Genomic DNA, 13,320 nt, shown 5'->3' with positions numbered 1-13,320 from the left:
GAGCGTTATCTCTGTTTAGTTACCGTGGACTTCACTCAATTGAGCTGGTGTATGGCAAGTCGCACAGCTTTCAGATGCACGGGTTTGCACATCGGCTGCACTAGTACCGTTTAAGATACCACCGTTAGCTTCAATATGAGATTTAGCGGCATCAGAGAGATATTTCTGGTGACAGCTTAAACATGCGCCAGCATCAGAAGAGACCCAAATATCGGTACCGTTATTGTTGATGTCACCAAAACGCCATGTGCGTTCAGGTGCACGGCCTAAGGTAATACCTGTAATGACGTTTGATTTATCTACAGTATGACATGTAGCACAATCAGTTTTAAGCACAGTGCCCGATTGTACGCCTGCATATTTTAGATAATGGCCTTCACGTTCGTGAGCTTTCCAAGCAAAGCTAGTTGGGATTTTGCCACCAGGATAGCTTGAATCGGCTTTAAGGGTTTTGTCTGATGTATGACAAGTTTGGCAGTTTACACCATTGTCATAGTGGTGAATTTCTTGATTGTGACAACCTTGACATTTTGTTGGGTCAATAATATCACGACGAGTAGCTGCTTTAGCTGTGCTATCCACAGCATTATCTTTCCAAACGAAGTGATAAGGAGCTTCTTTGACTGGGACTTTGTGTGTGTTAGCTGTCGCACAATCTGTCATCACAACATCCGCAACGCCATAGCCACCATTGTTGAAACATACTTCCAATGTTGACCATAGTTCGAATGTTTTACCATTTGCATCTGCGGGTAAATTGAACTTAGTGCCAGTCAATGAGTAGGTTTTATTGGCTTCGTTATAGGTACCTTCACTTAGAGCAATGCGACGGTTACTGTAAGAAGCCGTAGCAGAACTCGGGAAGTCTTTATCAGAATCCCATGCAACTACAACACGCGAGCCCTGGTTCACGAAGGCTTTGTCAATCGCATTGCCATCTTTATCAATAACTTGAACATCGAAAGTGATTTTGCCTGTGGCATTGACACCTACATTGCTGAACTTAATACCCATAGTTTTAGTGTCAGAGTAAGCTTTCAGCACATCGCCATGACGTTTAGCCGCACTGCCTGTTCCACCATAGGGTTGAGTTGCATTATGACAGGCAACACAGTCATTGCTGCTGTGGTGAGCAGATGGTTTTTCAGTGTGACAACCAATACAGGCTTGATTACTTAAATCAGCCTTAAATAGATCGGCATTAGCTGGCGCGCTCGTTCCTTCTACGTGACAGGCCGCACAATCCGCGGCAGGTTTTAATGGGAAACCAACCTTGCCATAGTCAATGACTTTACCGCCATACCCCACAATTTTATATGGTGCAGGAACTTCCGCTCCAGTTTCATCATAGGTATGACGTTCGCCACCTTTATGGATAGCATGAATCATGTAAGTAAATTCAATGCTATTGCCTGATTCAGGGTCACCAGAGGTTGCCGTATGGCAAGATGCACAGTTCTCAATATCAACTCTGCGGCCGCCGTGTAACTCTAAACTTTCTGGTTGGTGACAGGTGTAACAGGCTGTTATTGAAACAACGTTACGTGTTTGGATTCCTTCTGTTTTACCTGTTGAAGGCTGCCAGTCAAAATGTGCGTTTGCTGAAAGTTGTGGTAACTCAAGCTCTAAGGTTGCACGTTGAGTCGCTTCAGCGCTGTAAGTGATGGCTAAGGGCTCAGTGACATTGGCGATATTGGCTTGATAGGTATAACTGTAGTTGCCATCACCATGATCGACTAAACATGTATCACACTTGGCTGCAGCTTCAACGTTGGCTTGATATTGAGCGGATGGATTGAGGTTATCCACGCCAGAAGGCACTGTGCCAGGTTCTTTTTTCGTATTGATATAGGCTTGCCATTGGTAACCGCGGTCAGCGGGTTTTGCTGGATCTTCTGTTGCTACTGTTACGTGGCTAAGTTGCGCAATACCAAAGCGAATGTCGTGATCTTTATTCAAGCCAAGTACAGCCACACCATTCGCATTTTCTAATGTGAAATTAACAGTCACTTTACCTGCATCGACTGTGGCGTTAGTGAAACTTGCTTTCAGTGTAGGAGTTGAATCGATATTAACACCGACAACGCCAGGTTTTCCGTCTTCACCATCTTTACCGTCACTACCACCGCAACCGGCGAGTAGTAGAGAGAGTAAACCGGCACCCAACATCGCTTTTGTTGCGGTATTGAAATTGAACCGTTTCATCATGATATTTCCCTGCAATAGTTGTAATCATCATCAAACGCTTGGCAAATAAGAATAAATCTCATTACCCGCATAAGATGTGTGGAATTAGTTTTCCATCTGTAAGGCTAACTAAGTCACTGGTATTTATCAGTCACTTTAGGCGGGTAATGTGACTGAGATCTGACTATTTCTTTAGGAGTAGATGGCTGCATCGTATGAGTTCCTTTTATATCTGCAGTTGCTGGCCTTTTTAGGCCAGCATCATAGGGTTAGTTTATTGGATGCACTTTCAACACGTCCGCGACTCCGCCCTGTCCATGACAGAAAGCACAGGTTTCAGTTCCTGCGGTTGCATCGGATTTTGTACCTGCAAAAACAGCACCTTGCTGAGCCATGTGGTTATGAGTGCTGGTATCTGAATGGCAGTTGCTACACACAGCGGCAATTGGGCTGGTAAAAGTGCCGTTATTGAGGGCAAGGGGTTGCACCGCTGAATTTAAGGGGAGGGCGACGGTAGAAATTCCCGCAGTATCGTTAACATGGCATTGGGCACAGTTACCGATTTTCCCTGGGTAGTTTAGGCTTTCAAACCCCGTGAATTGACTGGTGTGAATACCGTGGATCAGCTGCTTAAAGTCAAATGACGTGATTGAAGGATTGGCTGCCGTCGCATCGGCCTGCATATTGGCGTTATGGCATAGCTGGCATTGACCATCGAGATCGTTACGTGAGCCGTGAATATTCAGTTTTTGATCGCCATGGCAATTACCGCAGCTTGCATTACTCACAACGGTACGGCGACCTTCATTGCTCAATGCTGCCATATCAAAATAACTGTGGCTGGATTTAATCACTAACACTTCCGCCAGTTCAGTCGTGCAATCAACCAGTACTTTATCTTTGGCACAGACTCTGCCTTGAATCGCAAGTCCGCCATGATCCGTTTCAGTGCCTGCTGGCACGGTAAGGCCCGCTATCGTATAGGTATAAATGCCATTAGAGCCTGATATGGGGGTGGATTCCGGCAGTTTAATCGAGCGAGCTGAACGGGTCGCATAATCAAAACTGGTTCCCCAGTTGGCATATACCCTTAAATCATTGATAAATTTTAGCTTATCGGCACTTTCGCTATACACAGTTCCTGTGGCTGGATTCATTAGCTTAACCGCAACAGTGACCGTACCATTGGCATCCATACTGGCGCTGGTGATGCTTGGGCTAAATTGCATCAGTGCCGCGGTTTTAGCTTCATCACTGTGTACGCTTGCGGTCCAGTCGGCATTATGACACGCCACGCAGTTACTGTTATCTGTTTGCACTGGGTGTCCTTCGCCTGCGGGGAAATTGATCTGTGTATGACAGGCACCACAGGCTTGCATGGTCGGGACTCTGCGCCAGTTTTGCTGTTCGGTTAACTCAGCCTTATCGACGTGACAGGTTTGGCAGTCACTAATGGGTTGCGGGAAGCCGGTTAAATGTTTGCTGTGGATCATTTGTGGGAAAATATCAGGGTTACTGACTTTTTTGCTGTTATGGCAGGTGACGCAGGTTTCGATTTGATCATATCTACTGCCATGGAAAGCTAGATTACTGTGGCAACTATTACAGGTCTCTATTGTGACTAAGTTGCGGGTGTAAGCGACATTACTACCTGAAGATTGCCAGTCATAATGCTGATTGGTTATAGGTAAGGGCGTGTTATCGGCAAGTTTATCGCCGCCAATTTTGACTACCATTCTTTGGGTCGCTTCTGGCATAAACGTCACTCCATTCATGCCATTAAATGCGGCGCTGAAGGTGTAACTGTAGTGACCGTTTTTATGATCTGTGAGACTGCCAAGGCAAGTTGCCGCGCAGGTTTCAGCGGTAAAGTGCTGCCATTCACTGCTATTCCCCGCGCCTGTATAACCTTGGGGGAGAAGCTGCGCTGCAATAAATGTCGCCGATGGGATACCAATCACGGCTTCATCATCTTGATTGCTTACTTGAAAATCCACTTGAGCAATGCCATCTGTCATCGCGACTTTATCGACCATGATGTTAAGGCTAGTTATCGTTAATGCAGGCGGTTTCGCAGGCTCACCGGGATTACCATCTTGGCCGTTATCACCGCCACAGGCGCTTAATAGCGAGACTAAGGCCAGCATAAGACTGAATTGAGTGCGAATTTTTGCAAACTTGTTCATATTTCTATCCTTGGAATGCGCTGTCAGTGCCTAAGTTACATTTGGTAGCTTAAGGTCAAGCCTAAGTAGTGAGCGTTGTAGTCGTGGCCCATATCACCAAAACTGAGTACGTTAGGAATCGTGTCCCAGCTTGTGCCTTGGTTTTGCCAGTTAGCATCTTGATATTTTTCAAATAACCAATCGACGCGCAGCGACATACTGTCGGCAAACTTATATTTGGCGTAGGCATTAATATTGTGTTTGCGGGCGTAAAAATCGCCATAGGGACTGGTGATGCCGTAGGTCACTTCTGTATCACTCTGTCCATCGGAATAGCTGTAATCCAAACCAATATCGAGGTGATGATCGAACAGGTTTTGATAACTAAGCCCTGCACCAATCAAGGTCGATTTTTCCTCGGCAGTGCTGTACCAATCTGGTGTCGAGAAGGAATTACTGCCCGCTTGGTCTGAATCGCGCCAATCTTGGTTAACAAAGGCGGTTAAATTGAGGTCACTGCTCAGCATATATTGGGCTGACAAGTCGTAACCGAGATAGGACACCTGAGTTAGACCTACTAGGGTATGATGATAGTCGTCATCGACACTGTGCAAGCTGGCGCCCAGCGAGACGCCCATATCAGTTTGATAATCCGTGTGTAAGGTGACTTTCTGTCTTTTTCTATCGGCAAGGTAGGATTTACGTAGCCAAGGATTACTTGAACTTTGAGTGGTTGCGACGGGATGATATTCACCGCCATCTCGCTCTAGTGCTTCTCCTTTCAACCAAGCTGACCATGCGGGCGAATAGCGATAACTTAGTTTAGCAAACACGCCGGACTCGTCGACGGATTGGCGGTCGAGTTCGGCATAATCGTTTTCATTATGGCTGTAACCCGCTTCGGCATAAGCCGCTGAGGTAAAACGGTATTTACTTTTGAGTTCGAGTTTTTTGGTGCGCTTATCATAAAGGCTATTTTGGGCTGTGCCTTGATAAATACTGTCGGTGACGATCTGCGGAAAGTCTAATTGAGCCGTTTTATTATCTCTGTCTTGATAGCTGTAGCTTGCCTGCATGCTTAAATCTTGGTTGATCCGTCCTGAATATTTAAGGTCCATCTCTACAATATCAACTTGGCCATTTAAGGTATCCGCAGGCAGGACGGGCGATGGGCCATTGATGGTGGCAGGAATAAAGGTGTCATCTTGGGTCATACGGCTAAAGCCTGCGTGCATCAATACATTTTGACCATTTGCTCCCCCTGAGGCTTCTGCGGCAACTCGGTAGGCTTTATTGTCGGGGTCGACCGCATTCTGACCTAGGTATGCTGCACCAAAGGTGGGAGTGTAGGCAGACTGCCACAGCATGGCTTGGTGATCATTTTTATATTGGCTGATTTGGCTATTGATGCCTGCTTGCCAGCCTGAACCGTTAAAATAAACTCTCGCATCGACTTCATCAGTACTGTCATCAATTGGTTGGGCTAGCATAACGCTATTGGTGAGTATATTGGCGCTGGTCTTTTTGGCGCCGCTGCGGTCTTCATGCTGATAGTTTAGCGAGGCTTTGTAGTGACTGTTATTGTCACCTTCAGGTGATATTTTGCCAGCGTAGTAACCACCGATACTAAAGCGATCACGTTGAATACTTAAATCTTGGCTAACAAGGCTGCTCTGTAACATAAGCATAGATTGCGTTGTGCCGCCTGTTATCCAGTTATCGGGCAATAACATTTTATCTTGCGCTGAGGTATAGGGGCTTTTGAGTTGATTATGGTTATAGTTTGCTAAGCCTCTATAACCCAAGTTGATTTGATAGTTTCCCAGCCTTCCCGTTGTGAGCATGGCAGAGCCCGCATCAAAACCTAACTTATCCGCGACCAGCTCGGTTTGATAACCCGACGGTGTTTTGTACATCATATCCGCACCGACGGCGCCAACGAGACCCTCGTTATCTGTCCCAGTACTGTTACCGAAACGGCTGTCCTCACTATCGTTGTAAGCGAGGCTGGCACTGACATTGCCAATATACCCTGTCTTAGGTTGGCATTGCTTACAGCTCCATGCCTCTGTCTTTATGCTACTTCGATTCGCTTCTTGCAGCTCATAACCTTCGGCGTGTGCTTGAGTCAAAACACCGCTTATCGCCCAAGCCAGCAAAGTGAGGGAGAAATAAGCGCTAGGGTGAGACATTTTAGCTGTTCGCATGATCATTCCCTTGTTATCTCTGCAGTAATTTGCCAGAAGGATGGTTAGAACCATGCACTTGCCCGTGGCAATTCATACAGGAGTTACTTGAAGTGAAGGCATTGGTTTGATTGCCAAAATAGGCATTACTGCTATGGCCATCCGAAGCGTGGCACTGCTGACACAGTTGTGGCGGTTTGCTGATCAGCATGGCTTCGTTCACGCTGCCGTGGGGATTATGGCAATTAGCGCAGTTGTCGGTGACGGGGGCATGTTCCCACAGTTTAGGGCCGCGTTTTTCGGCATGACAGCTATAGCAATTTTCATTAACACTCATTTGCTTCAAGCTTGAATCGTTTAAACTGCCGTGGGGATTATGGCAGTCACTGCACACCATTTGTTGCCACTGTAATGGATGCGCCGAGCGCTTGTGCATATCGGCTTTTTGTTGGGTATGGCACTGGGTACAAATGGTGACTTCATTGGCTTTATCGCTGATAGGATCTTTTGCGGTATGCACTTGATGGCAGTTGCTACAGGCGACATCGGCGTTATCGTGGTGATTGCCTTTCCATGCGGTACGTTGACTGTCATTGTGGCAACTCATACAGACACTGTTTTGCTTTTGCGCGGGAACAGGGGAGTTTGCGCCAAAGGTGATCATCGGCTCTTTGCCACCTTTATTATGATTCCCTAACGGGCCGTGGCAGGCTTCGCACTGCAAATCGGCCATGGGTGAATCTTTCACATTGGGGTTGCCATGAACCCCCTCAAATATTGCCATCACCACGGCACTTTTTTTGTGGCACATCAGGCAAGTATCAGCGCCTTTAGCGGAATACTTACCTTCGGCGAATTTTTTGTCTAATGTCGCAACAACTTCTTCTGGTTTTTTGTCATCCCAAGGGGTCGCTGAGGCCGAAACGCTCGCGATAGATAACAAAATACATAGCATAGCCTTAGCTATGCTTCTGAACTTTAGCCCTATTTCCATGGTTATGTTTTCCCGAGTGCATTTATATTTGTTATTTTTACGCTTTCGACATTGCTAATTTAGCTTATTGAACTCGGTTAATATTAGAACAAGTGTGTGACACGTGCTTAACATTGCGGGGTCTTTTCACTGTAAAGAGGGATGATTTTACAGGCAATATAGATTAAGTGTGATTTTGATCACACTTGCTTCGGGTGGGATTTGTTTACAGCGTTTTGACTTCTGTGCATCGCTTGATAGTCACTAATGCTAAGGTGCGGATTTTTATTTTCGGTTGGTCGTTTATTCATTGGAATTTTTATCACATAATACCCAACACAATTGAAAACTATTATCGTTACCAATCAAAAATCTTGATCTAGGTAAAGTTATTAGTGTCATCGCTCGGTTACAATGGGCGCAGTTTTTCGAGCTGAACCTGTTGCAAGGTGGAATACGTAATGAAGTTAAGCGAACTCAGTCCCGGCGATCGCGGTCTTATTTCTGAAGTGGGGCGTTTGGCGCTGCCACAAACCGTGAAGCGCAAGTTGTTGTCCATGGGGATCACGCCAAATACGCGTTTTTTATTGATCCGATACGCACCTATGGGTTCTGGTCTCGAACTGGATATTCGTGGTAGTAAACTTTGTATGCGCAGAGATTTGGCAGACATCATTGAGGTGGAAAAGACGAATGGCTAAGCAGTTTCATTGCGTCACAGTAGGAAACCCTAACGCGGGTAAATCTACACTCTTTAACGCGCTAACAGGCGCAAATCAACAAGTGGGTAACTGGTCTGGTGTTACGGTCGAAAAAAAGACTGGTCATTTCACCTTAAACGGTGCTGACGTCTATCTGACAGACTTACCGGGTATTTACGACCTTCTCCCTGCGGGCAATAGTTGCGATTGTTCACTTGATGAGCAAATTGCGCAGCAATACCTTGCCGAGCAACGTGTCGATGGCATTATCAATTTAGTCGATGCCACTAATATCGAACGTCACTTATATCTCACAGCCCAATTGCGTGAACTCGCTATCCCTATGGTAGTGGTGCTGAATAAAATTGATTCGGCTGTCAAACGTGGGATTAAAGTCGATTTAAAGAAAATGAGCCAAGAGCTGGGTTGCCCTGTGATTGGCGTGTGTTCGCGAGATCCTGCCGATGTCGCTAAAGTGCAGGCACAGGTACTCGATTTACTTCAAGGCCGAGTCTCAGAAGCCCCATTAGTGCTTCATTATGATGAACAAATTGAAGCGGGCGTGCAGTTACTCTGCAGCAAAGATGCCCAATTAAGTCGCGGCCGCGCTTTGGCTATGCTAGGTAATGGTTCAGGTTGTGGTAGCTGTAAAAATGCTGAACTGCAGGATGAAGTGAATTCCTGTACTCAGATTATTGCTCAGCAAGGCCATGATATTGAAGTGATGGTGGCGACCACGCGCTTTAATTTCGTTGAACAAGTCTTTCAAGGTTCAGTGAAAGAGTCAGGGTTCCTCACCCTCAGTGACAAATTAGATAAACTCGTTTTACATCCTGTGCTTGGCATTCCTGTGTTCTTGTTTGTGATGTATTTGATGTTTATGTTCAGCATTAATATTGGCAGTGCTTTTATTGATTTCTTTGATGTTTTTGCTGGCGCACTGTTTGTCGATCACTTCGGTTCATTCTTGACGAGCATGGGCTCTCCGGCTTGGTTGGTCACTATCTTAGCGGGCGGTGTCGGCCAAGGCATTCAAACCGTATCAACCTTTATTCCTGTTATTGCGGCGCTTTTCCTCGGTTTGTCGATCCTCGAAAGTTCTGGCTACATGGCGCGCGCTGCATTTGTGGTTGACGGTTTAATGCGTCGTATTGGCCTGCCTGGTAAAGCATTCGTTCCTATGATTGTCGGTTTTGGTTGTTCTGTGCCTGCAATTATGGCGACGCGAACCTTAGGCAGTGAGCGTGAGCGTATTGTGACAGGGATGATGGCACCATTTATGTCCTGTGGTGCACGTCTTCCGGTTTATGCACTATTTGCGGCTGCTTTCTTCCCCGATTCAGGTCAGAATTTAGTCTTCTTGCTGTATATTATTGGTATCTTTGCCGCTATCGGTACGGGTTTATTACTCAGAAGCACTTTATTACCCGGCAGCAGTAGTGCTGTGGTGATGGAGCTACCAAGTTATGAACTACCTAAGCTGAAAGCTGTTATGGTTCGTACAGGTAAACGCACTAAGAGTTTTATTTTAGGCGCAGGTAAAACGATTGTTCTAGTCGTGACCTTATTGAACTTCATCAATGCTATTGGTGTTGATGGCACATTTGGCCATGAAGATAGCCAAGCATCTTTGCTGAGTGTCGCGAGTCAAAAAATCACACCTATCTTCTCGCCTATGGGCATAGAGCAGGATAACTGGCCTGCAACCGTCGGTATTATCACGGGTATTTTCGCTAAAGAAGCGGTTGTTGGTACTTTAAACAGTCTATATAGCAGCGCGGCGCCGACAGATGAAGAACTTGCACCATTGAGCGAAAGCTTTAATGCGGCTCTGGCAACGATTCCAGCTAACTTGTTTGGTTTAGATCTTGAAGATCCGCTTAAACTGTCGGTCGGTGATTTAACCAATAAAGAAACCGTTGCTGAAGAACAAGGTGTTGCGACATCGACTTTCGGTGCTTTACAAGCAGGTTTTAGTGGTAAAGTTGCGGCTTTCTCCTATTTGCTGTTTATCTTACTTTATACTCCTTGTGTTGCGGCAATGGGCGCCTTAGTGCATGAGTTTGGTTCTCGGTGGGCGACGTTCGCGGCAACGTGGACTTTCTCACTGGCTTATGGTTCTGCAACGGTAGTTTATCAAGCCGCTACCTTTACGCAGCACCCAGTTCAATCAAGTCTGTGGATTGGTTTCTTCTTGTTTGCATTAGCCGCTTTTTATCTGTGGTTGAAACGTAAGGGTAAAAGAAGTCAGCAGATTATTCCTGGGATCCGCATTATCACCGAGTAAGATTTACTGAGTCGGCGTCACTGAATAATAAATGTCAGCTTAGTTAGGTCAAAGATAAAAGCAGCTTTCATGGCTGCTTTTATTGTTTTACTATCGCGGTTATAACCCCAAACAGTCAAAAACCAGAGTTTTTAACCCTAGGCATTGTAACTAGTGGTGATCTGTAGGATCATGCTGGTTTTCTTAAAATTGCCATTGTTCGCAAAGAGGAATTCCATGAGTCATGTGGACACTGAAGTACGTCCGAGTAACTTTATTCGTAATATCATAGATGAAGATTTACAAAGCGGTAAGCACACGAGTGTACAGACTCGTTTCCCGCCGGAACCGAATGGCTATCTTCATATTGGTCATGCTAAATCTATCTGCTTAAATTTTGGGATAGCGCGAGACTATAACGGTCTGTGTAATTTACGTTTTGACGATACTAATCCTGAAAAAGAAGACATTGATTATGTGAATTCTATTCAGGCGGATGTGCGTTGGCTTGGATTCCAGTGGGATGGTGACGTTCGCTATTCATCAAACTATTTTGATCAGTTACATCAATATGCGGTTGAACTGATTAATAAAGGTTTGGCTTATGTGTGTTTTTTGAATGCAGATGAAACCCGTGAATACCGTGGTACGTTAAAAGAGCCAGGTAAAAACAGTCCTTTCCGCGACACATCAGTCGAAGAAAACCTCGCCTTATTCGCTAAGATGCGCGACGGTGGTTTTAAAGAAGGCGAGTGCGCATTGCGTGCCAAAATTGATATGGCATCGCCATTCATGTGTATGCGCGATCCTATCATCTACCGTATTCGTTTTGCCCATCATCATCAAACAGGTGACAAGTGGTGCATTTACCCAATGTACGACTTCACGCACTGTATTTCTGATGCGTTAGAACATATTACCCACTCTTTATGTACATTAGAGTTCCAAGACAACCGTCGTTTATACGATTGGGTGTTGGATAATTTGAACGACTTTCAAGCGCCGAATCGTACTCGTCAATACGAGTTTTCACGCTTAAATCTCGAATATACCTTGATGTCTAAACGTAAACTGAATGACCTTGTGACCCGTAAACTCGTGTCAGGTTGGGATGACCCACGTATGCCAACGATTGCAGGCTTACGTCGCCGTGGTTATACACCGGCGTCAATTCGCGAGTTCTGTCAACGTATCGGCGTGACTAAGCAAGAGAATATGATTGAAGTCGGCATGTTAGATGCGTGTATTCGTGAAGAATTGAACGAACATGCACCGCGTGCGATGGCCGTATTGCGTCCATTGAAAGTCATCATTGAAAACTATGCTGAAGGTGAACTTGAGTACATTCAAGCGGCCGCTCATCCAAATGATGAGAGCATGGGGACGCGTGAATTAGCCTTTGGCCGAGAAATATTGATTGATGTGGCTGACTTTAAAGAAGAAGCCAACAAACAATACAAACGCTTAGTTACAGGTAAAGAAGTGCGTTTACGTAATGCTTATGTGATTAAAGCTGAACGTTGTGACAAAGACAGCGAAGGTAATATCATGACGGTTTACTGTACTTATGATCCTGAAACTTTAGGTAAAAACCCTGCTGATGGCCGTAAAGTTAAAGGCGTGATCCATTGGGTTGAGGCATCTACAGCCAAGCCTGCTGAATTCCGTCTCTATCAGCGTTTATTTACCGATCCTAATCCTGCTGCGGCAGAGACTGTGGATGAGGTGTTGAACCCTGAATCATTGATCGTTGTACAAGGTTTTGCAGAAGCAAGCTTAGTGAATGCACCTGCGGAACAAGCCTATCAGTTTGAGCGTGAAGGCTATTTCTGCGCTGACAGTAAAGATTCATCGCCGGATAATTTAGTGTTTAACTTAACCGTAGCGCTGCGTGATTCTTTCGAGTGATTTTGCTTAAGTGGATCTGTTTGACTGAATGAGTCAAACAGATCTGCTAACTCGCTCAGAGCGTTAATTCAACTCAAAAAAGAAGGCCTTGACAGCCTTCTTTTTTATTTTCTGCTAAAAATTCAATTGCTATGCAGAGCTTGAGTTGCTGTTGATTAAATTTGTGATGAATTAAAGTGGTTATTGGTACATAGGACCAAAGCCTAAGCTCCATAAAATGACACTAGTTGCCATTAGCCCCACCAAGAGTACTAAGCCAGCAGTCACCATAGAGCTGGCGTAGATAAAACCTTTCTCTTCGGGGATATTCATAATGATAGGGACCCCCGCGTACAGTAAATACACTGAGTAGGCTAAACCAATCAACCCCACTATCATGATAAACCATAGCACTGGATATAATGCGGCTAAACCGACCATAAACAACGGGGTTGCAGTGTAGGACGCGAGCTCTAATGCTTGGGTGTAAGTTGGGTTAGCATCGAAGGTTTTTGCCATCCAATAGGCTAAATAGGCAAGGGCGAATACGCCTGCAATTAGGCCTAAATACATGCCTGCGGACATAAACAGGGCACTTTGTGGTGTAAGGTAAATAGGATCGCCAGCGCCAGGATTCCAGCCAATGTAAGCCGTAGCTATATAGCTGCACACCGCCGGAATTAAGGCGATAAGAACTACATGGCTTAAGCTACTTTTCAGTGCCTCATGGTTTTTTTCAATTGTTTGCCACTCTTGTTTTGGATGAGTGTATAGCCCCATTAAGTGATTCAGTATCATTATAATTATCCTTGTTCAGCATTGATGAATGGCTCGCCAAACGTCAGACGAGCTGATAACAGCTCTACAATCGAGGTTAAAATGGTGTCCTGTCTCTTTATCCATCGATTGGTTACACATAGAGAAGTGAGAGGCTGTGTGATCAGGATCTCAGTTC

At 45.4% G+C, this 13,320-nt stretch carries 8 protein-coding genes; 3 read left to right on the top strand and 5 right to left on the bottom strand.

Going from position 1 to position 13,320, the window contains the following annotated elements; genetic code table 11:
- Positions 1 to 15: 15 nt before the first annotated feature.
- The 4 genes from AAA952_RS00200 to AAA952_RS00185 form a co-directional block, all read right to left on the bottom strand.
- On the bottom strand, positions 16 to 2,208 hold the full coding sequence (locus AAA952_RS00200; RefSeq protein ID WP_338253373.1) for an OmcA/MtrC family decaheme c-type cytochrome: 2,193 nt from the start codon (positions 2,206 to 2,208) through the stop codon (positions 16 to 18).
- Positions 2,209 to 2,456: 248 nt separating this feature from the next.
- Complete coding sequence (locus AAA952_RS00195) at positions 2,457 to 4,373, bottom strand: OmcA/MtrC family decaheme c-type cytochrome (protein ID WP_338253371.1); 1,917 nt, start codon at positions 4,371 to 4,373, stop codon at positions 2,457 to 2,459.
- 35 nt (positions 4,374 to 4,408) lie between these two features.
- Positions 4,409 to 6,559 carry an MtrB/PioB family decaheme-associated outer membrane protein gene (locus AAA952_RS00190; RefSeq protein WP_338253369.1) on the bottom strand — a complete coding sequence of 717 codons (2,151 nt, stop codon included), beginning with the start codon at positions 6,557 to 6,559 and terminating at the stop codon, positions 4,409 to 4,411.
- 13 nt (positions 6,560 to 6,572) lie between these two features.
- Complete coding sequence (locus AAA952_RS00185; protein ID WP_338253367.1) at positions 6,573 to 7,532, bottom strand: DmsE family decaheme c-type cytochrome; 960 nt, start codon at positions 7,530 to 7,532, stop codon at positions 6,573 to 6,575.
- 440 nt (positions 7,533 to 7,972) lie between these two features.
- Between AAA952_RS00185 and AAA952_RS00180 the strand changes: the two genes are divergently transcribed.
- The 3 genes from AAA952_RS00180 to glnS all read left to right on the top strand — a co-directional run bounded on the left by AAA952_RS00180 (position 7,973) and on the right by glnS (position 12,386).
- The gene (locus AAA952_RS00180; protein ID WP_028760477.1) at positions 7,973 to 8,212 is read left to right on the top strand and encodes a FeoA family protein; all 240 of its coding nucleotides are present in this window, start codon (positions 7,973 to 7,975) and stop codon (positions 8,210 to 8,212) included.
- Entirely contained in the window at positions 8,205 to 10,499 is a 2,295-nt protein-coding gene (gene feoB, locus AAA952_RS00175) for a Fe(2+) transporter permease subunit FeoB (protein WP_105252942.1), read from the top strand. The genes AAA952_RS00180 and feoB overlap by 8 nt, the downstream gene beginning before the upstream one ends.
- Before the next feature lie 216 nt (positions 10,500 to 10,715).
- On the top strand, positions 10,716 to 12,386 hold the full coding sequence (glnS, locus tag AAA952_RS00170; protein WP_105252941.1) for a glutamine--tRNA ligase: 1,671 nt from the start codon (positions 10,716 to 10,718) through the stop codon (positions 12,384 to 12,386).
- A gap of 180 nt (positions 12,387 to 12,566) precedes the next feature.
- Here the strand turns inward: glnS and AAA952_RS00165 are convergent, their stop codons facing one another.
- Complete coding sequence (locus AAA952_RS00165) at positions 12,567 to 13,163, bottom strand: Yip1 family protein (protein WP_105252940.1); 597 nt, start codon at positions 13,161 to 13,163, stop codon at positions 12,567 to 12,569.
- Positions 13,164 to 13,320 lie beyond the last annotated feature (157 nt).

The sequence above is a fragment of the Shewanella sp. M-Br genome, assembly GCF_036245925.1.
Classification (GTDB): domain Bacteria; phylum Pseudomonadota; class Gammaproteobacteria; order Enterobacterales; family Shewanellaceae; genus Shewanella; species Shewanella oncorhynchi.
Note: the sequence above shows the minus strand (reverse complement) of the source record. Positions and strands in the feature narration are given on the sequence as shown.